Here is a 22,562-nt window from a genome sequence, read left to right as displayed (position 1 = left end):
GCGCTACTCCTTGTCTGGTTTTGCCAGAAATGTCTGATTGGCCTGGGGGGCCGGCTTTTCCGCCGCATACAGCAGGCGGTCGTCAAATTGGGCCATATAGGCCTGGGCTGGCCCGGCAACGGGCTGAAAGAACGGCACGAAAAGCGGCAGATCCAACGGCGCATCCGCCAGAACACCCGCCTCTACTTCGGCCCCATCCGGCCCGACAACGCGCCAGGCGCCGGTCGCCCGCGGGCGATCAAGGGCCCCAAGACAGGCCCGGAACTCGGCGGCAAAGCGGCCAATCACCTCGGCCTTCGGCCCGGAAAAATCGCCCGCCCGATGAAAGGCCGCGGTGTTCTGGCCAGAATGCGTGATGCTGACCTGACCGCCGCGCCGTTCGCGCACCTTGCGCGGCGTCTCGCTTGGCCCCTTGATGATGTCCGGCCCATTCATCGCCACAATCATCGGCACCCCCGCATCGGCGGGGCACCAGTCAGTCGGGGCCGCCAGATAGCTGACATCCAGCACCACGGCCTCGGCCTCTTGCGCCATCGCGGCACCGGCCGGCATCAGGCAGGCCATCAAGGCCGCCCCTTCCAGGGCCGCCGCCGCCCCAAGGCTGGCACCGCTGACACGATCACAGATCGTCACGGCCCAACTCCTTTGGCGCTGGCGAAAAATTCGTCATCAGCGGATCGCAGTCAAACAACGGCTCGGTCGCCGCGAAACCGGTCTCGCCAGGAAAGATGAACTGCACGGGGCTGCCATCAATGGGCAAAAAGGTGCCATCCCCGCCATTCCATTCCGATGGCCCGGCAAAGAACAACCGCCAGTCGCGGTGAATATACTCACGCCCCCGCGACTGGCGCAGCATCGTGCCCGCCAGATCGGTTTCGGTGAATTCAAACTCCGTCTCGGCCAGCACAATGCCGTCGATCGTCACGCTGCGCCCTGTCAGCCGGTCAAACCCCGTCACCTTGGTGTTGCCCGTGTTGTCATGGGTCAACTCAAAGGCAAAGGTATCAATCTGCGTGGTCAGCAATTCGGAAAAGCTGGCCGGATCGTCGGGATTCGGCGCCAGCGTTTGCAGCGTCGGCACCGGGCCCAGATCATAGCTTTCCACCCACTGCGCCTCGCTGTCGATGCGGCTTAGAAAGAACGGCCCCTGCTGGTCGAAATCGGCCCGCCACTGGTCGCCCGCCGGATCGGCGCTGCATTTATAGTGGTTCGACACCCGGCACTGGCGCGATTGCACCGTCATAAAGGTTTCGCAGCCATCGGGGGGCACGAAAGACCCCGCCAAAGCCGGAAGGGGCAACGCCACCGCTGCTGCAAGGATCAGATGTCGCATCGTCTCTCCTTCCGTGTCTTGCGTCAGCAAGGCTGACATTTCTGTCGGGGCACATTCAGGGCGTCAGGCCGCCGAACATCTTTCGTCTGCACAGGGGGTGCACGCCCGGTGACTGTGCAATACCAGCCCCTTCGGGTCACTCGGCCGCCACAACCTCAGCCGCTTTCAGATAGGTGGCGATGGCCTCTGCCGCCTCGCGCCCATCCCGAATGGCCCACACCACCAGCGATGCGCCGCGCACAATATCACCCACGGCATAGACGCCCGGCAGGCTGGTCGCATGGGTGCGGAAATCGGCCTTGATCGTGCCCCACCGGGTCACGGCCAGTTCCGGCACACCCCACAGCGACGGGATCGCCTCCGGCTCAAAGCCCAAGGCCTGCACCACCAGATCGGCGGGTTCGACATAATCGGCACCCTCAATCACTTCGGGCGTTTGGCGGCCACTGGCATCGGGGGCACCAAGGCGCATCTTCTGCACCATCACGCCCTCAACCTCGGCACCACCGACAAAACCCTTGGGGGCCGAAAGCCAAACGAAATCAACACCTTCTTCTTCGGCATTCTGCACTTCGCGCTGGCTGCCCGGCATATTGGCCTTGTCGCGGCGATACAGGCACTTCACCGATTGCGCGCCTTGGCGAATGGCCGTGCGCACGCAATCCATCGCCGTGTCACCGCCACCAATCACCACAACGCGCTTGCCTTCGGCGTTCAACTCGCCCGAGTCGAATTCGGGCACATCATCGCCAAAGCTTTTGCGGTTGCTGGCCGTCAGATAATCCAGCGCTTTGACAATACCCGCCGCCCCAACGCCGGGGGCCTCGATCTCGCGCACCTTGTAAACGCCGGTGGCGATCAGCACAGCGTCATGTTGGCCGCGAATGGCATCAAAGCTGATGTCCACACCCACGGTGCAATTCAGAACAAAGGTCACACCCCCCGCTTCCAACTGCTCAATCCGTTGCATGACAACGGGTTTTTCCAGTTTGAAGCCGGGAATGCCATAGGTCAGCAAGCCACCGGCGCGATCATAGCGGTCATAGACCGTCACCTGATAGCCCTTGCGGCGCAGCACATCCGCCGCCGCAAGGCCACCGGGGCCGGCGCCAATGATGGCCACGCTTTCACCGCGCTCGTGCGCGGGCTTGATCGGCTTGACCCAGCCGTTTTCCCAGGCGGTATCGGTGATGTATTTCTCGACCGACCCGATGGTCACAGTGCCATGGCCCGATTGCTCGATCACGCAATTGCCTTCGCACAGGCGGTCTTGCGGGCAGATGCGGCCACAGATTTCAGGAAAGGTGTTGGTGGCCTGACTGATTTCATAGGCTTCTTCCAGACGGCCTTCGGCGGTCAGACGCAGCCAATCCGGGATGTTGTTGTGCAACGGGCAATGCGACTGGCAATAGGGCACGCCACACTGGCTGCACCGACTCGCCTGCTCGGCCGCCTTTTCGGCAGCGTATTCACGATAGATCTCATGGAAATCCTGGGCGCGCAAATTGGCCGGGCGTTTCTCGGGCATCTCTTTCGAGACGTTCACGAATTTAAGCATTTTCTGCGTAGCCACGACTGCGCCTCCCTGACGGATTCCACCGGTGCGCCTTCTTACCCCCTCGCTTGCGGGAATAAAAGTCAGCCATGCTTACCTAATTGTCACTTTCGGGGCATTCAGGTCAGTTTTTGTAACCCTTTTTGTGAATTTTAGGTCAGCAAGATTTACCTATATACCTAAAACCCCAGTGTCAGCGCCACAACCGCAGTCAAACCAACGATGATTCGCCACCATCCGAACACCGCATAGCCATGCCGGCCCACATAGCCCAACACCGCCTTGACCACGACCAGGGCTGTCAGAAACGCCACGGCAAAGCCAACGGCAATGTCAGCCAAAGCACTGAAATCAAGATCATTTCTAGACTTCAGCAGATCATAGAACACCGCCGCCCCCATCGTGGGCAATGACAGCAGAAACGAAAACTCGGCCGCTGCACGCTTTTCCACGCCCAGCATCAACGCCCCCACAATCGTGGCCCCAGACCGCGACACACCGGGGATCATCGCCACGCACTGGCACACCCCAATCCAAAAGGCCTTGCGCAACGGAAGATCCAGCGCCTGAAAATGCACCGCCCTGGGGGCAATGCGATCAATCAACAACAAGACCACCCCACCCCAGATCAGGTTGATGGCGATCAACATGGGTGTCTCAAACAGCACCGTCTTGATGAAATCATGCGCAAGCAAGCCCACAACCACGGCCGGCAGAAACGCCAGCAACAGCCCGACCAAGGCCCGCTTGGCCGCCTGATCGCTGCGGGCGGCAAGGGCCAACCGCGTCAGTTGCGCCGCATAAACCGAAAACAGCGCCAAAACCGCGCCAAGCTGGATCACCACCTCAAAGGTATTGCCGGGGCTTTCAAAGCCCAGAAAATGCCCCGCCAACAGCAGATGGCCCGTCGAAGATACCGGAATGAACTCGGTCAGCCCCTCCAGCAGGCCAAGAACAGCGGAAAGGCCAAGATTTTCCACGGATCAGACGCGCTTAAGGTTCTTTGCCGATTCCTTGATGGCCGCAAACTGACCCGAGGGCCGATAGCGCCACAGATATTCCGGCAAAACGGCATCCAGCGCGGTTGGCGTGATCCCCAGATCAGCAAAGCCCTTGGCCCCGTCTGCAACCACATTGTCACGGCCCAGATTGCGCACTTGATCACGGGTCAGCATCTTGTTTTCAATCAACCCGCCGATTGCGGCCTGCATCAGATCAAAGGCGCCACCCATGATCATGGCCACAAAACGCGGAATGTTCAGCACCAGACGACGGCGACGAATCACGCCCAGCATCTCACGCATCAGATCTCGGAATGTCGCCACGTCGGGCCCGCCCAACTCATAGACACCCGGCGCGGCCTTGCCCTGCACGCCCAGAACCGCAGCCTTGGCAACATCATCGACATAAACCGGCTGGAACCGCGTGTTTGCCCCCACCACCGGCAAGATCGGCCCCATCCGCGCCATGCTGGCAAAGCGGTTGAAGAACTGGTCTTCATTGCCGAAAATCACGCTGGGGCGCAGGATCACAGCCTTGGGAAAGGCGGCCAGAACCGCGTCCTCGCCAGCGGCCTTGCTGCGGGCATAGGCGCTGTCGCTGGCCTTGTCGGCCCCGATGGCCGAGATATGCACCAACTGGGCCACACCCATATCTGTCGCAATCCGCGCCACACGGCCCGCACCTTCGGCCTGAACCGCATCAAACTTGTTCTTGCCAACGGCATTCAAGATACCCACGCAGTTGACCACCGCTGTGGCCCCCTGCATCACGGCGCGCACACTGGCATCATCGCGAATGTTGCACAGAACCGGCTCTACCTGGCCGGGCACACCATAGGGCCGAACAAACATCGCATCATTCGGACGACGCACAGCCACGCGCACCCGCCAGCCTTCCTTGGCCAGACGCCGCGCGACATAGCGACCAACAAAACCAGATCCGCCATAAATCGTGACAAGATTGCTCATCCGAAGAACCCTTCCTCAGGCCGTGCAAAAGTTAGCTTCTCCATAGCTTTCTGCCCCCCCGTCGGCAAGGCAAAAGGCCATTTCACCCCCCGCGACAAATTTCTTCAAAGACATGCTTGACCCCCGTTGACACCCCCGCACCGCCCGCTTAAACACCGCCCCACGACATCTGCCCAGATGGCGGAATTGGTAGACGCGCTGGTTTCAGGTACCAGTGCCGCAAGGCGTGGAGGTTCGAGTCCTCTTCTGGGCACCATTCGCCAAGGGTGCGGACCGCAAGGTTCGCACCCTTTGCCTTTTCGGGGTGCGCCATGGCCATTCACCTGCACAAAAACGACCTGCCCGATGGCCTGCGCCTTGGCCCGGTCGTCGCAATTGATACAGAAACCATGGGGCTTGATCCCCGGCGTGACCGGTTATGTGTTGTGCAACTGGCCGATGGATCGGGCGATGCCCATCTGGTGCAGATCGCGCTTGGCCAGACCAGCGCCCCCAATCTGCAACGCCTGCTGGCCGACCCCAAGACGCTGAAACTGTTTCACTTTGGCCGATTCGACATTGCCGCGATGAAGCAGGCCTTTGGGGTCACCACCTCGCCGGTCTGGTGCACGAAAATCGCGTCACGCCTGATCCGCACCTATACAGACCGTCACGGGCTGAAATATCTGCTGGCTGAACTGGTGGGTGTTGATGTGTCAAAACAGCAGCAGACCAGCGATTGGGGCGCCGAAACACTGACCGAGGCGCAAAAGGAATATGCCGCGTCAGATGTGCTGCATCTGCATGCACTCAAGGCCCAACTGGAAAAGCGCCTGATCCGCGAAGGCCGGATGGATCTGGCGCAACGTCTGTTTGATTTCCTGCCCACACGGGCCGAACTTGACCTCTTGGGCTGGGATGCCCCGACCGATATTTTTCAGCACTAGGCGGGCCACCGCCGACCACGGCTGAACACTGGTTGGCCTTGGCGCGACGCGTCTATACCCTTGGACGAAAGAAGGCAGTTTCATCCGGCCCATGGCAAACCTAGACGCCCATTCCCGGCTTATCGCCTGGCTGAAGATTGCGCTGCCCTTGGCGGCCTTGGCGCTGTTATCCACGCTGTTTCTGGTGGCCCGCACGATCGACCCGGAAGAGGCCCTGCCCTATGCCCAGGTCGATATTGAAGATCGCCTGCGCGAACCCCGCATGACCGACCCGTCTTATGCCGGTGTTACCGATGATGGCGCCGCACTGACCCTTTCTGCCGCCGAGGCCCGGCCCGATGCCACCGACAGCGCGTCGGGCACGGCGCAAAGCGTGGTTGGCCTGCTGGAAACACCCGATGGCGCCAGCACCACCCTTCGCGCCGGGGCCGCCCGAATTGATGGCGCACAGCAGCACATCCTGCTGTCATCCGGGGTGACGATCACCCAGTCGAATGGCTGGCAGATCGAAACCCAAGAGATGATCGCCCGGATGGACCAGACCGAGATCACCTCAGACACCCCGGTGACAGCCACTGGCCCCGCGGGCAGCCTGACAGCCGACTCGATGCGGCTGACCGAAGATGCGCAGCAGCCGGGCCGATATCTTGTTGTTTTCAACAGCAGGGTGAAGCTGATATACCGACCGGCGAATTGATTGAACCCGCGTTGAACAGGACAGACAGGTTGCCCATGCCCAGATTGCTTTACGCCATTCTGATTGCTGCTTGCCTGTCGGGTCCGGCGCTTGGCCAACAGGCCGATGTGCGCCTTGGCGGCCTGACCCAGGACACAACCCTGCCCGTCGAAGTGGATGCCGACAGCCTGTCGGTCGATCAGGCGGCGGGCACGGCGGTATTTTCCGGCAATGTGCTGGTGAAACAGGGGCAGATGCGCCTGACTGCCGGGCAGGTGCAGGTCGAATACACGGCGGATGGGTCGGCGATTGACCGCCTGCATGCAACGGGCGGCGTCACGCTGGTCAGCCCCCAGGATGCCGCCGAGGCGCAAGAGGCCGTCTATACCATCGACTCGGGCAATGTGGTGATGACAGGCAATGTTCTGCTGACCCAAGGGGCCACGGCCATTTCGGGCGAAAAGCTGATCGTCAATTTGAAAAACGGCACCGGCACGATGACCGGCCGCGTCAAGACGATCTTCACGCCCGGGGGCACCACCCCGTGACATCCCTGCCCAAACTGTCGGTAACAGAGGGTGGCGCCGGGCTGTCCATCCGTAACCTGCGCAAAAGCTATAAACGCAAGCTGGTGATCCGCGATGTCAGCATGCAGTTGAATCGCGGCGAGGTTGTCGCGTTGCTGGGGCCAAATGGCAGCGGCAAGACCACCTGCTTTTATTCCATCGCGGGTCTGGTCACACCCGAAGGCGGTCAGGTGATCATTGACGGCAAAGACGTAACGGGCCTGCCCATGTATCGCCGGGCACGGCTTGGCATCGGCTATCTGCCCCAAGAGGTGTCGATCTTTCGTGGCCTGTCGGTCGAAGACAACATCCTGGCCGTGCTGGAAATCACCGACGATGATCGCCACAAACGGCGCGAGCGGCTGGAAGAATTGTTGTCGGAATTCTCGATCACCCACCTGCGCCGCGCCCCCGCCCTTGCCCTGTCAGGGGGCGAGCGTCGGCGCGTGGAAATCGCGCGCTGCCTTGCCGCCAATCCGAAATACCTGCTGCTGGACGAACCCTTTGCCGGGGTCGATCCGATCGCCGTGGGGGAAATCCGCCACCTTGTGCATGATCTGAAATCACGCGGCATCGGCGTGTTAATTACCGATCATAACGTGCGGGAAACGCTGGAAATTGTCGACCGGGCCTATATTTTGCACGACGGCACCGTGCTGAAAAGCGGGACCACGGATGAAATCGTGCGTGATGAAACAGTGCGCCGGGTCTATCTGGGCCAAAATTTCCGGATGACGTGACCCCCGCTTGTTAAATTGTTGTGACGATTCTGTTGACAACCCCCTGTCCCCTGTCGCCAAATACAAGGGATGCGAGCGAACCCCGCCCTGTCCAGATCCTGCCTCGCGGCCGCGTACCGGCCCCGAAGACTTGCAGTCAAACTCCCTTGCAGGATCGCCAAGGCAACCCCACCTGAAATTCAAGAACCTGCTTCTCGTGCCTTCGGGGCGAGCCGGCAGGAAAGCAGCCGCGCGGAGGAGACATCATGCGCTATCAGATCAGCGGAAAACAAATCGACATCGGCGAAGCCCTTCAGACTCATGTAAAGTCTGAACTCAGCGAGGTTGTTGACAAATATGCCCAGCGACCGACCGAGGCTGTCATCGTTTTCTCGAAATCAGCGCATGAATTTGTGTGTGAAGCCACCGTTCACCTGTCCACGGGCCTGAATGCTGCGGCCAAGGGCCATGCATCCGAAATCTATGCGGCGTTCGAATCCTGCCGCGAGAAGATGGACAAGCAGTTGCGTCGCTATAAACGCCGTATCCGCAACCACCATTCCGCCCGAACGTCACCTGTTGAATTCGGCGGCGGCTCCTCTTATATCCTCGCGCCAACCGAGGACCACGAGGATGAGGCGTCAGACACGCTCCAGCCGATCGTCATCGCCGAGATGGAAACCAAGATCCCTTCCATCACCGTCGGCGAAGCCGTGATGCAGCTAGAGCTTGGTGGGCAACGCATGCTGGTGTTCCGCAATGAAGGACATGGGGGCGTGAATGTCGTGTACCGTCGGGATGACGGCAACATCGGCTGGATCGACCCGCGTAACACCAAGTAAAAGGCCACCACGGCGGCCGGGAAGAAACCGTTGATGGAATTGTCCAAGCTACTCGCGCCCGGCGCCGTTCGCGTCGTTGGGCAACTGACCAGCAAGAAACGGCTTTTTCAGGAACTGGGCGAGATGGTGGCAGCCACCTATGGTCTGTCTGCCGCCACAGCCATCGACGGCCTTCAAGAACGCGAAAGCCTTGGCCCCACAGGTGTGGGCCATGGCATCGCCCTGCCCCATGCCCGGCTGCAAGACCTTGATCGCATCGTGGGCGTGTTCATCCGTCTGGAAAAGCCGCTGGATTATGACAGCGTCGATCGTCAGCCGGTCGATCTGATCTTTGGCCTGTTCGCGCCCAAGGATTCAGGTGTTGACCACCTTAAGGCCTTGGCGCTGGTCAGCCGCACCATGCGCGATGCGGGCACTGTGGCAAAGCTGCGGGCCAATACCGACCCCGCCAAACTGCATGCCATCCTGACCGAGGCAAAGGCCCCGCAAGCGGCCTAACGGCCCCAATCCTGAAACCCAAAGGCCATATAGTCGCGGGCATAGGCATCGCGGGCGGCAGCTTCGATTTCATCATCGTAAACCGCCGCCAGCAGGGCATCCGGCTCGGCCGCTGGCAGGGGTGGGCTGGCCTCGATCCCGATTTCTGCGGCCAGATAGGCAAGTCCCTCGGCCAGCCGCTCTTCCCGCAAGATGACATCGGGTGTCTGAAACTGGCCAAACCCTTGCAGCACCGCTGACTGGCTGGCCCAATGCGGATCAACCCTGACCCCGGTCTGGCCGGCCACATTCAGCTTCAGCCACTTCAGAAATCCGACAAACCCCGCACGATGCGCGGCAACATCGCCATAGCGCTGCCCCAAGGGCGGCAGGGCAATGCGGTGCGCCTTTTCCAACTGGGCGCGGATTTCGCGCAGATTGCCATCCAGAATCTGGCTGCAAAAGGCGTGATGCGCCCGCGCAACCGGGTGGCGCAGCACCGTAAAGGCGCGGTGGTGCGGCCGCGCGCGCTTCCATTGGCGCAACGACTTTTGCGAAAACTCGCCTTCGGTGCCGCCAAACCCCGCCAACCAGGCCGTCACCCGATCCTCGGGCCCGGCCTTGATCGGCATATACAGCAACGCCGCCCGCTGCGCCGCCACGAAGGACGGCACGGCCGGCGCCCGGCGGGGTTCAAAGTTCGGGGTGCGGGACAGATTGAACTGGTCCAGCCGCGTCAGCGCCCGTTCCATCTCATCTGCATTCACCACCTTTTGCGAAATCTCTTCGGGGTTCTGTTTTTTCAGGCTGCCATCCAGCGCCGCCAACCCCGGCACACCCAGAAAGGCGGCCAGCCCGTTCACCACATCCAGATCGTTGATGTCTTCATAGTCGATGTAAAACGCCGTCTGCCCGGTCACCTGCAACCCATGCAGAATGCGGATCTGGAAATCCTGCAAGGCCGCCAGATGGGCCTCAAATTCGGGGGCATCAAACCGGGCCTGCGCGGTTTTCAGGTTCTTGGCATTGGTCAGCTTCCACTGCCCGGTTTCCTGCGCAATCTTCCAGCTGACATAACTTTCCACCGGGTTCCGCGTCAGCACGATCTTGGCGCATTGCGGATCTTGCAACACCGGCTCAAACACCCGCGGATCGTGGTCGTGAAAATAGCGAAAGCCCGCCAGCCCATCCCCGGCCGCCCGCATCGCCCGCACCAGCGCCATCGGATCGGCCTCACGGTCTGCCAGCGAAAACCCAAGGAACGAGGTTTTGTCTTTTTGCCCAATGAAATAGGGGTTGAACACCTCTCCGTGGCAGGAAACCCCCTGCATCGCGTTCAGATTTGCTTCAAGAAAATTCGAACCCGTCCGCATTTCTGCAAACAGAACAAAACTGTCAAACAGCGCTTTCGGCACTCACTTCACCAAATAGGGGCGCCCGCGGCGCGAGGTTGAGGGCTTGGGGTCATCATGCACCGGAAAATCACCCATCAATGTCGGCTGCATCCCCTGATTGCGCAGGTTCTGCAAGAACTGCCCAAAGCCTGCCAAATCGGCCAGCCGGGGCGCCTCGGTCAATCGTCGGCCCTGCCTTGGGCCGATTTCATCAATGATCGTCTGCAACGGCTCCATCGGGTTTTCAACGAAATCGGCCAAACTCCAGATCCGCACATGCGCCTTGGCATGGGCATCGCGCAAGATGTTCAAAAACTCCTGCTCAATCTTCTGCATCCGCGCCGCCTCGCGCCGGATCTCTCCGAAATTGCGGTTGGAATGGAACAGCGGCACGGCCCATGCCCCGGAAATCACCGAGATCTGGGCGTTTCCATCCAGGGCCATGAACCAATTCAGTTTCTGGTTATCATCAGGGCCATATTGAAAACACTGCCTTTCGCCCCGCGTGTTCCAGATCAGGTTGGTCAGAAAACCGCGCGGGTTATAATCGCGGATCGCCACCGACGTGGACAATGACCCGTTGTAACACCCCTCACTGCCCGCGAAATGCACCCGATCAGGCGCGAACAGATGGCCGTGAACCCGCGTTCCGCTGGCCTTGCTCAGCCAGACTTCAAAATTCTCAAACACATCGGAAAAGCCGCAAAACACCGAATACGGCCCAGCCGTGCGCCCGTTTTCCCAGTTTTCATTGGGATAGCGGCTTTGCATATACAGGCCCGGCCGCCCCTTGGTGCGCCGCTCAACCGCTTTGGCGAACAAGCGGTCAATCTTGCCGGGGTTCGGTTCAGCCGCCGCCAACCGGCTGCGATCGCCCGACAAAAAGGCACCATACAGCTTGTCTGCCTGTGGCCAGATCTTGCGCGCCACAAAACAATCAGACCGCCGCAGCAATTGCAGATGGTCATCATAGAAAATATGCGGCTTGCCCTGAAAATCGAACTTCGACAGCGTCAAAGACCGGCTTTCAATATTCGTGGACACCTGCCGCACCAGCGTCTGAAAATAGCTTTCGTCAGGAATCCAGACCTTGCGGAAATACTGGTCGATCTGGTTCCGCTCTGGATGTTCCAGAATGGCCGACAGGGTTTGCCGCGTCAGGCACCACCACTGGCTGCCCAGATGCGGCGACAGCCCGGCCGGTATCTTGCGCCGAAAGCCAACTTGGCGTTGCAGCCAGACATAGGCATCAAAAAACAGCCGCTGCTTGCGCCAGCTGAACGGAAAGCGCAGCGTGAACCTCTCAACATCCAGCCCGCCGATCGTCCAACCCACATCCTCGGTCGTCACACTTTCGATAAAATCGGTGCGCGGGCGTTCGGCCAGATAGGCCACCAATTCCTCGACCGGGCGCAGGGGCAGGCACGAACCCGAGGCCAGATACACATGCTTGACCTGGGCAAAGTCCCGCAGCATCAGCGTCGCCGCCTCTTGGCTGGCGGCCACAATGCCCCAGGTGCCCCATTCACAGGCATGCCGCCCCAAGAACCGCACATTGCCCAGATCGGCAAGATCGGCCTTCATCTTGTCGAATTGCACCGCAGGCACGCGCCTATCCACATGCACCACCACCGGGCACTCACGCTCGGCCCAATGGCGGGCCACTTGGGCCGCGCGATCCAGGGCCGTGTGGCACAACATGATGAACCCGACGCTCATGCCCAGTTGCCCTTGGACATCAGGCCCAGAATCTCAAGCTGACGCCAGTTGATGTATTTCTCACTCCACTTGCACCACAGGTCAGGCTGCGCTTCTAGCCCGGCCTTATAGGCCTTGTATTCGGCACTGGCCGCATAATGCTGGCCCCGGCTCATTTCCTCCTCGGCCTTGGTGGCAAAGGTATCCAGAAACTTGGCGTGCAACAGACAACCGCTGGCCTTTTCGCCGCCCCATTCATCATACACCTGGTTCAAACCACGCGGCAGCAGCATATGGGTCGAGCTGACATAGGCATAGCTGCGATGCCATTTCACCAACGGGATCTTGTTCAGCGCGGGTGCCATCGCCGGCTTGTCGGCAAAGAAAGTGCGCATCCGGGGGCCACCCTGAATCCACAGATTGCCAAACCGGCTGTTGCGCTGAAACACATAGTTGCCACTGTCAAAATACTGGGCAATCTCGAACGGGTCCATCCCCTCGCGGTACGGCTGGGCGTCCAGCGGCCCCTTGGGATACATATCCAGCAGCATCGCGGGAAACGACTTGATCGACGACGAATCCAGCCAATCCGTCAGCGCCCGGATCGGCCGGGTATCGCAAAACGGGTAAACAAAGAACTCATCCGGATCGACGACAAGACACCAATGCTCATGGGCATAGCGCAGTTGCAACCAGTTCAGCCAATCTGCCCCGAACCGCGCCCGTTTATAGCTATGGGTCGTTGACCACAGGCTGACATCAGGCTGCTCGGCCAGATATTCGCGGCCACCGTCATCGCTGCCATTGTCCACGATAAAGAAATGATTAACCCCCAAATCCCGGTAGTAGCGCAGGAAATACGGCAGTCGGATTTTCTCATTCCGCAGGGTGCAGAACAGCAAGATATCATTGGGGCGCATTTTTGCCGTGCGATTGGCAACAGGCTTCAGCTCGCGCCGTTTCCGAAACGCGCGAAACAGCCAGCGACGACGCGCCAACCTAAGCCGATATCTCGAAAAAATGCCCACTCTTACCGCCCGCTTCCCCTTCGCACAGAACCATGCTTTCAGATACTTGTTAATACAATTCTCAAATGGTCAGACCAGGTCACAGAAGCCAGCCCCCCGGCCTCTGGCACCCTGCCGGATGGGCCAAGGCTGGTGTCGCGGATTGTTCTCATCCAAGAATAAACATCGGACGGAGTCAGGTAAACAGCATAGTCACCCATCACCTCGCGAAAGATCGGTAAATCCGATGCAATTACGGGTGTTTTCAGACGCATGGCCTCAATCGCAGGCAGACCAAAGCCTTCGGCAAAGGATGGAAACAGCAATGCCCGCGCCCCGGCCACCAGCGTCGCCACCGCCTGATCCCCCAGCCCCGACAGCACCTGAACGCCGGCAACGCCCCGGTCCAGCCGGGCAAACAGCGCAGGCTTGGCCCAGCCACGGTTGCCAATCACCAGCAACTTCGGCAAAGGGCCCTTCTCGGCGGCCAGGGCGTCCCAGACATCCAGCAACAGCGCGTGGTTCTTGCGCGGCTCGATCGTGCCCAGAACCACAAAATACGGCTCGCTTGGCATCAGCCCCGGCGGCAAGGCGCCCAGGTCAGGCTTGGGCATGTCCACCGCCAAGGGGGCAACAACGCCCGGCGGCACCCGCCCTGCCTTGGCCAAGTGCCGCTCATTGGCCAGACGGGTGGTATGGGCGGTGTGAATCACAACATCAGCATGGGCAGAAACCGCCGCCACACGTCGCGCAAAGACGGCAATCTGATCGGCCCGCGCATATTCGGGCGATTCCAGCGGAATGGTATCATGCAGCATCACCGCAACACGCAGCCGCGCACGGTGCAGCCCCCTCAGCACCCGCGGGGACAGGTTGGCATGACCCACGTTCAGATAAACCGTGCCGGGGGCAAGCAACCGCCGCAACCCCTGCCCCAGCAAGGCGACAGGCAGGCGTCGCAGCGCGTGGTGCCGCAACTGCGTCTCGGCCCTTGCCTGATCAGGGGCCTTGCGGCGCGCAATCCGCCCGATCAGATCAATCGGCCCCGGCAAAGGCCCACCCTGCGCCCAATCGGCAATCAGTTTCAGGGCAGAAACGGGCAAGACCAGAACACCGGCAGGCGTTCTGGTCAGACCATAGACAGGCACGTCCTGCCCCAGCAAATAGCGCAGATAGGCCAGCTCGACCCGGTCAATCCCGGTCAGGGCACCCTTCCCCAGACGCGAAACGATCCGCGTCACATCCAGCAGAAAGGCGCTTGCCGGCAATCTGGTTACTGAGCCGCCTTTTGCATGGCGCTCAGGTCATTCAGATAGGCGCTCAACTCATCACGCAGGTCGGGCCGGGCCAGACCAAAGGCCACGGTCGCCTGCAAGAACCCGGCTTTTGACCCGCAATCATAACGCTGCCCACGGAAGCGATAGCCGAAAACCTTGCTGCGCCCGATTTCTTCGGCAATCGCATCGGTCAGCTGAATCTCACCGCCAGCCCCTTGCTTGATCTTGTTCAGATTGGTCAGCACATCCGGCGACAAAATGTAACGCCCGATGACGGCAAGGTTCGACGGGGCCGTTCCAGCCGGGGGCTTTTCGACCATGCCCTTGGCCTCGACGATAGACCCCATGTCATTGCCGATATCCAGAACACCGTAAGACGAGGCTTTTTCCGGCGCGACTTCCATCGCCGCCACCATATTTCCGCCGGTTTCGGCATAGGCCTCGATCATCTGCTGCAAGCAGGGCTTTTCAGCGGCAATCACGTCATCCGGCAGCAGAACGGCAAAGGGCTCGTTCCCGATCAGACGGCGCGCGCACCAAACGGCATGGCCCAGACCCTGCGGGCGGTTCTGCCGGATATAGGCAATGGCCCCGGAATCCATGTTGGTGTCTTTCAACACCTCCAGCAATTCGGTCTTGCCCGATTTGCGCAGCGCCGATTCCAGTTCGGGGGCCACATCAAAATAATCCTCAAGCGCCGATTTGCCGCGCGACGTGACAAAGATGAACTCCTTGATCCCGGCCGCCCGCGCCTCGTCGATCGCATATTGGATCAGCGGACGATCCACCAAAGTCATGATTTCCTTGGGGATCGATTTGGTCGCCGGCAAAAACCGTGTCCCAAGACCTGCAACCGGAAATACAGCTTTCAAGACTTTCTTGGACTTCATGTTCACTTCACTTTTTTTTGCGGCCCATTTGTATGGCCTGCCCCTCGTACGACGGCAATCTAATCGAGTGCCCCATTTGATACCGTTGGATTGATATCAGAATTTTGCACAATCTGCCAGATCACCGCATTATCGTTCTCGTTCCGAAATCAACCTAGAGGACGAAAAAGGCGAAAATCTGACGAGATTGCAGTAGATCTCTGCAAAAAATTACAACCCCAAGGTGCAGGCGCCGATCTGTCAGCCCGCCCCCACAGGCCACCGACCTGTATCCAGAAACCGCGCGGATCAAAGCCAAGCCAATGCCGCCGAACACCGGGCGACAGACACAGAACCGAGACGATCTTGCCCGCGGCCACGGCTTCGGCGGCCTCAGCCTCCAGTTTGTGCCGCCGCCAACTCCACCCCGCAAGAAACACACCCGCCCCCGTCGCCCGCAGGGTCAGCGGCCGCCACGCCGCCTCTGGCGGATTCAGGCTGCGCAAATCCGGCACACCGCGCCCCAGCCCCTCGGCCCAACCCTCGGCAAGGCTGGCCATCAGCGCATGGGCCGCGCCGCGATCAATCCGGCGTGCCGCCAGATGCTGATCAACCCGCCGCTGCTGGCCCGCCACCAGGGCGGCGCGGCCCGCATCCAGATGGGCTGGCGCATGGCGGCGCAGAAAAACAGCCGTCGAGGCCGCAATCTCATGCAGGCTCAGCGGCACCCGGTCGGCCCGACGCCGCTCGGACGCCAGAAACCCATGATGCACTTGCGCCAAGGGCACCACAGCCGTGCGCCCCAAGCCTGCCATTCGCAGGTTGACATCCGTTTCATCCAGAAAAAACCGATACGACGGATCGAACCCGCCAATGCCGCGCAGAACATCGGCGCGAAAGGCGCAGTTGGTGCCTTGGGTCTTGATCACCCGGCCCGGCCCGGCATCGGGGTAAACCACCCCGCTATCAGGCACCTCAAGCGGATGATCCTGGCCCAACCTGTCCACCGCCGAACAGCGCCACTGCATCGAAATGCCATTGCGCCCGCGCACAAATCCGGTGGCCGCCACGGTCGCCCCATCCGCAAAGGGCGCCAGCACGCGCGCGGCCCAGGTGGGTTCGGGCACGGCATCATCATCGACAAAGGCCACGATCTGACCAGCCGCCACGCCCAATCCCAGATTGCGCGCGGCACTGATGTTGGCCTGATCAAAACAGATGCCCTTGATGTCATCCGCCTGCACTGAGGCCAGCCCCGCAGGATCGGCCACCACCACCAACTCGATCTGGGCACCGATTTGCTGCCGGATCGCTGTCACACAGCGGGCCAGGGCCGCCGCCCGATGGCGGCTGACCACAATCACCGAAAGGCGTGGGCCGGTCATCCGGCCTTCAGATCAACACCGGGGGCAAGCGCAATGAAGAACGGGTTGTCCCAGCCTGATTTGCCATAGGCCAAGGGCGTATGGTCATCAAACCGCACCACTTGCCCGCCAGCCCCGCGCAACACCGCATCACCTGCCGCCGTATCCCATTCCATCGTGCGGCCAAGCCGCGGATAAAGATCGGCCTCGCCCGTGGCGACAAGACAGAACTTCAGACTGCTGCCCGCGCTGGTCATGTCCTTGACGGCATATTTGGCAATATAGGCGTCCGTCGCCGCGTCGCGATGCGATTTCGAGGCCACCACCATCAAGGCGCCATTATCGGGCTTTGAAACCGAAATCGGCTTTTGAACCCCGGCCTGTGCCTTGTCAAACGGGCCCATCTCCTCAACCGCCACACCATCGGCGCGGGTATAGAACAACCGGCCCTTGGCGGGCGCATAGACAACCCCGCGCACGGGCACACCATCTTCGACATAGGCGATGTTCACGGTGAAATCGCCCCGGCGCTGCACGAATTCCTTGGTGCCATCCAGCGGGTCAACGATGATAAAGGTCTGCGCTGTCAGGCTGTGGCTGGCCGCCTGTTCTTCGGTAATCAGAACAACATCGGGAAACGCGGCCCGCAATCCCGCCGAAATCAGCGCATCCGCGGCCTCATCCGCCTCGGTCACCGGGCTGGCATCGCTTTTCGACTTCACCTCGAAATCGGGGCCATCATAGATCTCCATGATCCGGTCCCCCGCTTCCAGCGCCAGACGCCGCATCACCTCAATCAACATGGTATAATTCACAAAAACCCCCAATTCTTCAGAACAGTTGCCTCAAACTGCGCAAAGCCATATCATCGCCACAAAGGAAACGGCAAGATTTCCCGCATAATCGCTTGGGCACGCCCCTGCACGAGGTCAAGGCAAAGATGTTTCAACCGACCGTCCGAAAGACAGCCGCAGGCCGCGCGCTGTCGATCTTTGAGTTGATGTTTCACGGTGCCGTGCGATCTGTGCGGCGAAACCACGGCAATGCTGTCATCGGCCTGTTGATGAACATCTCGCAGATGGTGCTGTTCGTGGTGATCTTCTATGTGATGTTCACCATGCTGGGCATGAAAAGCAGCGCCGTGCGCGGCGATTTCTTGCTGTATATCATGTCGGGCATCTTCATGTTCATGGTGCATACCAAGGCCATGGGGGCCGTCATCGGCTCTGACGGGCCGACATCACCGATGATGAAACACGCCCCGATGAACCCGATCATCGCCGTGGGTGCGGCGGCCTTGTCGTCGCTATACCTGCAAGTGTTGTCTGCGGGCGTCGTGCTGTTTTTCTACCATGCCATCATCACGCCCATCCATTTTGACAAACCGGTGGGCACCTTGGGCATGTTGCTGCTCTCGTGGGGGTCGGGCGTCTGCATCGGCATGGTCGTCAAATCCATGTTGCCGTGGCAGCCCGAATTTTTTGGCCTGATCGCGCAGATTTATCAACGCGGCAACATGATCGCCTCGGGCAAGATGTTTCTGGCCAATTCCATGCCCACCTACATTCTGGCCTATTTTGACTGGAATCCGCTGTTTCACATCATCGACCAGACGCGGGGGCAGGTTTTCCTGAACTATCACCCCCGCTACAGCAACATCGAATACCCTATCATCATCTCGCTGATCTGCCTGGTGCTGGGTTTGATGGGCGAATTCTACACACGCAAACACGCATCACTCAGCTGGGGGGCCAAACGATGATCTTCCGTGCTCTTTGTTTTTGGCTTGCCCTTGCGGCGCCCCTGCCCGCCTTGGCCCAAGGCTACCCGGCCGCCTTTCAGGTCACAGGCGTGGCCGAAGGCGATCGGCTGAACATCCGCAACGCCCCATCGGCCAGTGCCGACATCATCGGCGACATCGGCCCCTATGGCCTGAATATCGAAGTGCTGGAAACCTCGGCCGATGGCAAATGGGGCAAGGTCGGCATCCCCGAAGGCAATGGCTGGGTCGCCATGCGCTATCTTGAGGCGACGCCCCCCGAAGACCCCTATCAGGTGCCGCGTCCGCTCTCGTGCTTTGGCACCGAACCGTTCTGGTCGGTCAGCCTGTATCCGCGTGGCGCCGAATATAACTCGCCTGAAACCGGTGTCGTGCCCATGACCGTGCTGGAAGAGGGCGTGTCCGACCGTGGCTATCTGATACGGCTAGAGGAAGGCCCGACGCTGACGCGCACCCTGATCGTCAAGCGCCAGCGGTGCGGCGACGGCATGTCAGACCGCGAGTTCGGCTTTACCACGCTGATGTTTCTGTCAGCCCCGGATGGCAATGATACCTTTACCGGGTGCTGCACCCTTGATCACCGCTGATCGGCAGGGGTGCTGTTGGCATCGCGATGATGCTCGGTGATTTTCGACGCCGCGAAAGCAACAAGGCCAACAAGGCCCAGAATACCGGCGGCAGGCAGCAATGCAGACAAGATGATCATGGCAGAGTGAGACATAGGATCCTCCGGAAATTGTTTCAGCTGATCGTCTCAGAACGAAAAAATTCAGTGAAATGCATGGTTGGTCGCGGTTGCAGGAACTTTGACCGCCTCCTATATACACCACGCATCGGGATGATGGAATAGTCTGGAATCCCACACGCTCCATGGGCAAGGGCGCCGCATCGGGCCCGCGCCGCAACATCGCCTGAAGAAAGGGATAGAAACATGGCCAAAGTCATTGGAATCGACCTTGGAACCACCAACTCCTGCATCGCCATCATGGATGGGTCGCAGCCTCGCGTGATTGAAAACTCGGAAGGCGCGCGCACCACGCCGTCGATCGTGGCCTTTACCGAATCGGAACGTCTGGTCGGCCAGGCCGCCAAACGTCAGGCCGTCACCAACGCCTCGAACACCATTTTCGCCGTCAAGCGCCTGATCGGGCGCCGTTTCGATGATCCGGTTATTCTGAAAGACCAGAAGAATATGCCGTATAAGATCGTCAACGGCGGCAACGGCGACGCTTGGGTCGAAGTGCGCGGCGAAAAGTATTCGCCCAGCCAAGTGTCGGCCTTCATCCTGCAAAAGATGAAAGAAACCGCCGAAGCCTATCTTGGCGAAACCGTCACCCAGGCCGTGATCACGGTTCCGGCCTATTTCAACGACGCCCAGCGTCAGGCCACCAAAGATGCCGGCAAGATCGCCGGGCTTGAGGTGCTGCGCATCATCAACGAACCCACCGCAGCCGCGCTGGCCTATGGTCTTGACAAGAAAGAGACCAAGACCATCGCCGTGTATGACCTTGGCGGCGGCACGTTCGACATCACGATCCTTGAAATCGACGACGGCCTGTTTGAGGTGAAATCCACCAACGGCGACACCTTCCTTGGTGGCGAAGATTTCGACATGCGCATCGTCAACTATCTGGCGGATGAGTTCAAAAAGGAACACGGCGTCGATCTGACCCTCGACAAGATGGCCCTTCAGCGCCTGAAAGAGGCGGCCGAAAAAGCCAAGATCGAGCTGTCGTCATCCTCGCAGACCGAAATCAACCAGCCGTTCATCTCGATGGACAAATCCACCGGCCAGCCGCTGCACCTTGTGGTCAAGCTGACCCGCGCCAAGCTGGAATCGCTGGTCGATGACCTGATCAAGCGCTCGATGAAGCCGTGCCAAGCGGCCCTGAAAGACGCTGGCCTGTCGATCAGCGACATTGACGAGGTGGTTCTGGTCGGCGGTATGACCCGTATGCCGAAAGTCATTGCCGAAGTGACCAAATTCTTTGGCAAGGAACCGCACAAGGGCGTGAACCCCGACGAAGTCGTGGCCGCAGGTGCCGCCATTCAGGCCGGCGTTCTGCAAGGCGATGTCAAAGACGTGGTTCTGCTTGACGTGACCCCGCTTTCCTTGGGCATCGAAACCCTTGGTGGCGTCTTCACCCGCCTGATCGACCGCAACACGACGATCCCGACCAAGAAGTCGCAGATCTTCTCGACTGCGGAAGACAACCAGAACGCCGTGACCATCCGGGTGTTCCAGGGCGAACGCGAAATGGCTGCCGACAACAAGATGCTGGGCCAGTTCAACCTTGAAAACATCCCGCCAGCCCCGCGTGGCATGCCGCAGATCGAGGTGACCTTCGACATCGACGCCAACGGCATCGTGTCGGTCAAGGCCAAAGACAAGGGCACGAACAAGGAACAGCAGATCACGATCCAGGCGTCGGGCGGCTTGTCCGATGACGAGATCGAGAAAATGGTCCGCGACGCCGAAGCCAATGCCGAGGCCGACAAGGAACGCCGCGACATGGTCGAAACCCGCAACCAGGGTGAAAGCCTGCTGCACTCGACCAAGAAGCAGCTGGCCGAACATGGCGACAAGGTTGACCCCAGCACGGTCGAATCGATCGAACTGGCCATGCAGCCGCTGGAAGAGGCGCTGAAAGGCGACGACGCTGGCAAGATCCGCTCTGGCATCCAGAACCTGTCCGAAGCCGCGATGCGTCTGGGTGAGGCAATCTACAAGTCCACTCAGGATGCCGACGACAAAGGCGATGATGCACCTCGTGACGTTGACGAAGATATCGTCGATGCCGACTTTGAGGATCTTGGCGAAAACAAGCGGAAGTAAGACCGCAGTGAACCGAAAAGGGGGCGGTCCGGGAACGGGCCGCCCCCATCCGGTTCTGGAAAGGGGTCATTGCCCATGGCAAAACGTGACTTTTACGAAGTGCTCGGCGTTGCGCGCGGGGCATCGGCGGATGAGGTAAAGAAAGCCTATCGCACCAAGGCGAAAGAGCTGCACCCAGACCGCAATTCAAGCAATCCAAATGCCGAGTCTCAGTTCAAAGAGGTGAACGAGGCTTATGAAGTGCTGAAAGATGCTGACAAGAAGGCGGCCTATGACCGCTATGGCCATGCAGCCTTTGAAGGCGGCATGGGCGGCCCGCGCCCCGGTGGCGGCATGGGCGGCGGCGGCGATTTTGGCAGCGCCTTTTCCGACGTGTTCGAAGATCTGTTCGGCGATTTCATGGGCGGGCGCGGCGGTCAGGCCCGCAGTCGGGCGCAGCGCGGGTCTGACCTGCGCTACAACCTGCGCGTCACCCTCGAAGAGGCGTTTACCGGCGCTCAGAAAACCATCAACGTGCCGGCCTCAACCGCCTGCGACACCTGTCGCGGCACCGGCGCCGAAGGCGGCGCTGAACCCACCACCTGCCCCACCTGTTCAGGCATGGGCAAGGTGCGGGCACAGCAGGGCTTTTTCACGGTCGAACGCACCTGCCCCACTTGTTCGGGCATGGGCCAGATCATCAAGAACCCATGCAAGGCCTGCGGCGGTCAGGGCCGGGTCGAGCGTGAACGTGCGCTTTCCGTCAACATTCCGCCCGGCGTTGAAACCGGCACCCGCATCCGCCTGGCGGGCGAAGGCGAGGCCGGGTTGCGCGGCGGCCCTTCGGGTGATCTCTACATCTTTATCGAGGTCAAGGATCACGCCCTGTTCCAACGCGATGGTGTGCATCTGTTCTGCCGCGTGCCGGTCAGCATGATCACCGCCTCTCTTGGCGGCGAGGTCGAGGTGCCCACGATCGACGGCGGCCGCAGCCGGGTGAAAGTGCCCGCAGGGGCCCAATCGGGCAAACAGATGCGCCTGCGCGGCAAGGGCATGCCCGCCCTGCGCGGCGGCGGCACCGGTGACATGCTGATCGAAATGGCGGTCGAAACCCCGGTCAATCTGACCAGCCGCCAGAAAGAACTGCTGCGCGAATTCGAAAAGCTGTCCGAGGAAAACAACCCCGAGGGCAAGACCTTCTTTTCCAAGGTCAAAGGCTTTTGGGACAGCATGAAAAGCTGATCCCGGCGCTGCAAAATGATCGACCCAAACCCCGCCATTCCCGTGGCGGGGT

Annotated in this window: 23 protein-coding genes and 1 tRNA gene; 11 read left to right on the top strand and 13 right to left on the bottom strand. The window is 60.3% G+C overall.

The genetic code is table 11. From position 1 onward, the window contains the following. Positions 1–3: 3 nt before the first annotated feature. The 5 genes from V3C85_RS02405 to V3C85_RS02385 form a co-directional block, all read right to left on the bottom strand. Positions 4–633: a hypothetical protein gene (locus tag V3C85_RS02405; RefSeq protein WP_331793475.1), complete on the bottom strand. Its 630-nt coding sequence runs from the start codon at positions 631–633 to the stop codon at positions 4–6. Continuing rightward, positions 620–1,333 carry a hypothetical protein gene (locus V3C85_RS02400; protein WP_331793474.1) on the bottom strand — a complete coding sequence of 238 codons (714 nt, stop codon included), beginning with the start codon at positions 1,331–1,333 and terminating at the stop codon, positions 620–622. Before V3C85_RS02400 ends, V3C85_RS02405 begins: the two co-directional genes overlap by 14 nt. 136 nt (positions 1,334–1,469) lie before the next feature. Beyond that, positions 1,470–2,906: an NAD(P)-dependent oxidoreductase gene (locus V3C85_RS02395; protein WP_331793473.1), complete on the bottom strand. Its 1,437-nt coding sequence runs from the start codon at positions 2,904–2,906 to the stop codon at positions 1,470–1,472. 161 nt (positions 2,907–3,067) lie between these two features. Next, positions 3,068–3,868: an undecaprenyl-diphosphate phosphatase gene (locus tag V3C85_RS02390; protein WP_331793472.1), complete on the bottom strand. Its 801-nt coding sequence runs from the start codon at positions 3,866–3,868 to the stop codon at positions 3,068–3,070. A 3-nt stretch (positions 3,869–3,871) separates the two neighbouring features. Further along, complete coding sequence (locus tag V3C85_RS02385; RefSeq protein WP_331793471.1) at positions 3,872–4,858, bottom strand: complex I NDUFA9 subunit family protein; 987 nt, start codon at positions 4,856–4,858, stop codon at positions 3,872–3,874. Between the two features lie 171 nt (positions 4,859–5,029). Here V3C85_RS02385 and V3C85_RS02380 point away from each other — a divergent pair. From V3C85_RS02380 to V3C85_RS02350, 7 genes are all read left to right on the top strand, one after another. Beyond that, positions 5,030–5,114 (top strand) — tRNA-Leu (locus tag V3C85_RS02380). Positions 5,115–5,169: 55 nt separating this feature from the next. Beyond that, positions 5,170–5,784 carry a ribonuclease D gene (locus V3C85_RS02375; protein ID WP_331793470.1) on the top strand — a complete coding sequence of 205 codons (615 nt, stop codon included), beginning with the start codon at positions 5,170–5,172 and terminating at the stop codon, positions 5,782–5,784. Between the two features lie 91 nt (positions 5,785–5,875). After that, on the top strand, positions 5,876–6,481 hold the full coding sequence (lptC, locus tag V3C85_RS02370) for an LPS export ABC transporter periplasmic protein LptC (RefSeq protein WP_331793469.1): 606 nt from the start codon (positions 5,876–5,878) through the stop codon (positions 6,479–6,481). 35 nt (positions 6,482–6,516) lie between these two features. Further along, the gene (gene lptA, locus V3C85_RS02365; RefSeq protein ID WP_331793468.1) at positions 6,517–7,008 is read left to right on the top strand and encodes a lipopolysaccharide transport periplasmic protein LptA; all 492 of its coding nucleotides are present in this window, start codon (positions 6,517–6,519) and stop codon (positions 7,006–7,008) included. Continuing rightward, positions 7,005–7,766: an LPS export ABC transporter ATP-binding protein gene (lptB, locus tag V3C85_RS02360; RefSeq protein ID WP_331793467.1), complete on the top strand. Its 762-nt coding sequence runs from the start codon at positions 7,005–7,007 to the stop codon at positions 7,764–7,766. The genes lptA and lptB overlap by 4 nt, the downstream gene beginning before the upstream one ends. 245 nt (positions 7,767–8,011) lie before the next feature. Further along, positions 8,012–8,587 carry a ribosome hibernation-promoting factor, HPF/YfiA family gene (gene hpf / locus V3C85_RS02355; RefSeq protein ID WP_331793466.1) on the top strand — a complete coding sequence of 192 codons (576 nt, stop codon included), beginning with the start codon at positions 8,012–8,014 and terminating at the stop codon, positions 8,585–8,587. Positions 8,588–8,620: 33 nt separating this feature from the next. Next, on the top strand, positions 8,621–9,085 hold the full coding sequence (locus V3C85_RS02350) for a PTS sugar transporter subunit IIA (RefSeq protein WP_331793465.1): 465 nt from the start codon (positions 8,621–8,623) through the stop codon (positions 9,083–9,085). Here V3C85_RS02350 and V3C85_RS02345 read toward each other — a convergent pair. From V3C85_RS02345 to cysQ, 7 genes are all read right to left on the bottom strand, one after another. Next, entirely contained in the window at positions 9,082–10,437 is a 1,356-nt protein-coding gene (locus V3C85_RS02345; RefSeq protein WP_331793540.1) for a sulfotransferase family 2 domain-containing protein, read from the bottom strand. The two genes, V3C85_RS02350 and V3C85_RS02345, sit on opposite strands and share 4 nt — an antisense overlap. A gap of 42 nt (positions 10,438–10,479) precedes the next feature. Beyond that, on the bottom strand, positions 10,480–12,177 hold the full coding sequence (locus V3C85_RS02340; RefSeq protein WP_331793464.1) for a DUF5927 domain-containing protein: 1,698 nt from the start codon (positions 12,175–12,177) through the stop codon (positions 10,480–10,482). Further along, positions 12,174–13,184, bottom strand: a complete 1,011-nt coding sequence (locus tag V3C85_RS02335) for a glycosyltransferase family 2 protein (RefSeq protein WP_331793463.1) — start codon at positions 13,182–13,184, stop codon at positions 12,174–12,176. Before V3C85_RS02335 ends, V3C85_RS02340 begins: the two co-directional genes overlap by 4 nt. Before the next feature lie 38 nt (positions 13,185–13,222). Next, on the bottom strand, positions 13,223–14,431 hold the full coding sequence (locus V3C85_RS02330; RefSeq protein WP_331793462.1) for a glycosyltransferase family 4 protein: 1,209 nt from the start codon (positions 14,429–14,431) through the stop codon (positions 13,223–13,225). Positions 14,432–14,436: 5 nt separating this feature from the next. Then, positions 14,437–15,330: a UTP--glucose-1-phosphate uridylyltransferase GalU gene (gene galU, locus V3C85_RS02325; protein WP_331793461.1), complete on the bottom strand. Its 894-nt coding sequence runs from the start codon at positions 15,328–15,330 to the stop codon at positions 14,437–14,439. Between the two features lie 149 nt (positions 15,331–15,479). Further along, positions 15,480–16,694: a glycosyltransferase family 2 protein gene (locus tag V3C85_RS02320; RefSeq protein ID WP_331793460.1), complete on the bottom strand. Its 1,215-nt coding sequence runs from the start codon at positions 16,692–16,694 to the stop codon at positions 15,480–15,482. After that, positions 16,691–17,476, bottom strand: coding sequence for a 3'(2'),5'-bisphosphate nucleotidase CysQ (cysQ, locus tag V3C85_RS02315; RefSeq protein ID WP_445941972.1), 786 nt, complete (start codon positions 17,474–17,476; stop codon positions 16,691–16,693). Before cysQ ends, V3C85_RS02320 begins: the two co-directional genes overlap by 4 nt. Positions 17,477–17,613: 137 nt before the next feature. Here cysQ and V3C85_RS02310 point away from each other — a divergent pair, with 137 nt between their 5' ends. Continuing rightward, entirely contained in the window at positions 17,614–18,435 is an 822-nt protein-coding gene (locus tag V3C85_RS02310; protein WP_331793458.1) for an ABC transporter permease, read from the top strand. Further along, positions 18,432–19,040, top strand: a complete 609-nt coding sequence (locus V3C85_RS02305; protein ID WP_331793457.1) for a COG3650 family protein — start codon at positions 18,432–18,434, stop codon at positions 19,038–19,040. Before V3C85_RS02310 ends, V3C85_RS02305 begins: the two co-directional genes overlap by 4 nt. On the opposite strand, the gene V3C85_RS02300 is transcribed toward V3C85_RS02305, so the two are convergent. Beyond that, entirely contained in the window at positions 19,031–19,174 is a 144-nt protein-coding gene (locus V3C85_RS02300) for a hypothetical protein (protein ID WP_331793456.1), read from the bottom strand. The two genes, V3C85_RS02305 and V3C85_RS02300, sit on opposite strands and share 10 nt — an antisense overlap. Before the next feature lie 135 nt (positions 19,175–19,309). Here V3C85_RS02300 and dnaK point away from each other — a divergent pair, with 135 nt between their 5' ends. Both dnaK and dnaJ read left to right on the top strand, forming a co-directional pair. Continuing rightward, positions 19,310–21,289 (top strand): molecular chaperone DnaK, encoded by a 1,980-nt coding sequence (gene dnaK / locus V3C85_RS02295; protein ID WP_331793539.1) that lies wholly within the window; start codon positions 19,310–19,312, stop codon positions 21,287–21,289. Between the two features lie 75 nt (positions 21,290–21,364). Then, on the top strand, positions 21,365–22,510 hold the full coding sequence (gene dnaJ / locus V3C85_RS02290; protein ID WP_331793455.1) for a molecular chaperone DnaJ: 1,146 nt from the start codon (positions 21,365–21,367) through the stop codon (positions 22,508–22,510). Positions 22,511–22,562 lie beyond the last annotated feature (52 nt).

It is taken from the genome of Pseudotabrizicola sp. L79, from assembly GCF_036553525.1.
Classification (GTDB): domain Bacteria; phylum Pseudomonadota; class Alphaproteobacteria; order Rhodobacterales; family Rhodobacteraceae; genus Pseudotabrizicola.
This window is presented reverse-complemented; position numbering and strand designations above follow the sequence as displayed.

Bases quoted from the DNA above. Each gene is read 5' to 3' on its own strand.
- V3C85_RS02400 (WP_331793474.1), bottom strand. From the start codon at position 1,333: ATGCGACATCTGATCCTTGCAGCAGCGGTGGCGTTGCCCCTTCCGGCT.
- V3C85_RS02385 (WP_331793471.1), bottom strand. From the start codon at position 4,858: ATGAGCAATCTTGTCACGATTTATGGCGGATCTGGTTTTGTTGGTCGC.
- V3C85_RS02375 (WP_331793470.1), top strand. From the start codon at position 5,170: ATGGCCATTCACCTGCACAAAAACGACCTGCCCGATGGCCTGCGCCTT.
- lptC (WP_331793469.1), top strand. From the start codon at position 5,876: ATGGCAAACCTAGACGCCCATTCCCGGCTTATCGCCTGGCTGAAGATT.
- lptA (WP_331793468.1), top strand. From the start codon at position 6,517: ATGCCCAGATTGCTTTACGCCATTCTGATTGCTGCTTGCCTGTCGGGT.
- hpf (WP_331793466.1), top strand. From the start codon at position 8,012: ATGCGCTATCAGATCAGCGGAAAACAAATCGACATCGGCGAAGCCCTT.
- V3C85_RS02350 (WP_331793465.1), top strand. From the start codon at position 8,621: ATGGAATTGTCCAAGCTACTCGCGCCCGGCGCCGTTCGCGTCGTTGGG.
- V3C85_RS02345 (WP_331793540.1), bottom strand. From the start codon at position 10,437: ATGCGGACGGGTTCGAATTTTCTTGAAGCAAATCTGAACGCGATGCAG.
- V3C85_RS02340 (WP_331793464.1), bottom strand. From the start codon at position 12,177: ATGAGCGTCGGGTTCATCATGTTGTGCCACACGGCCCTGGATCGCGCG.
- galU (WP_331793461.1), bottom strand. From the start codon at position 15,330: ATGAAGTCCAAGAAAGTCTTGAAAGCTGTATTTCCGGTTGCAGGTCTT.
- V3C85_RS02320 (WP_331793460.1), bottom strand. From the start codon at position 16,694: ATGACCGGCCCACGCCTTTCGGTGATTGTGGTCAGCCGCCATCGGGCG.
- cysQ (WP_445941972.1), bottom strand. From the start codon at position 17,476: ATGTTGATTGAGGTGATGCGGCGTCTGGCGCTGGAAGCGGGGGACCGG.
- V3C85_RS02310 (WP_331793458.1), top strand. From the start codon at position 17,614: ATGTTTCAACCGACCGTCCGAAAGACAGCCGCAGGCCGCGCGCTGTCG.
- V3C85_RS02305 (WP_331793457.1), top strand. From the start codon at position 18,432: ATGATCTTCCGTGCTCTTTGTTTTTGGCTTGCCCTTGCGGCGCCCCTG.
- V3C85_RS02300 (WP_331793456.1), bottom strand. From the start codon at position 19,174: ATGTCTCACTCTGCCATGATCATCTTGTCTGCATTGCTGCCTGCCGCC.
- dnaJ (WP_331793455.1), top strand. From the start codon at position 21,365: ATGGCAAAACGTGACTTTTACGAAGTGCTCGGCGTTGCGCGCGGGGCA.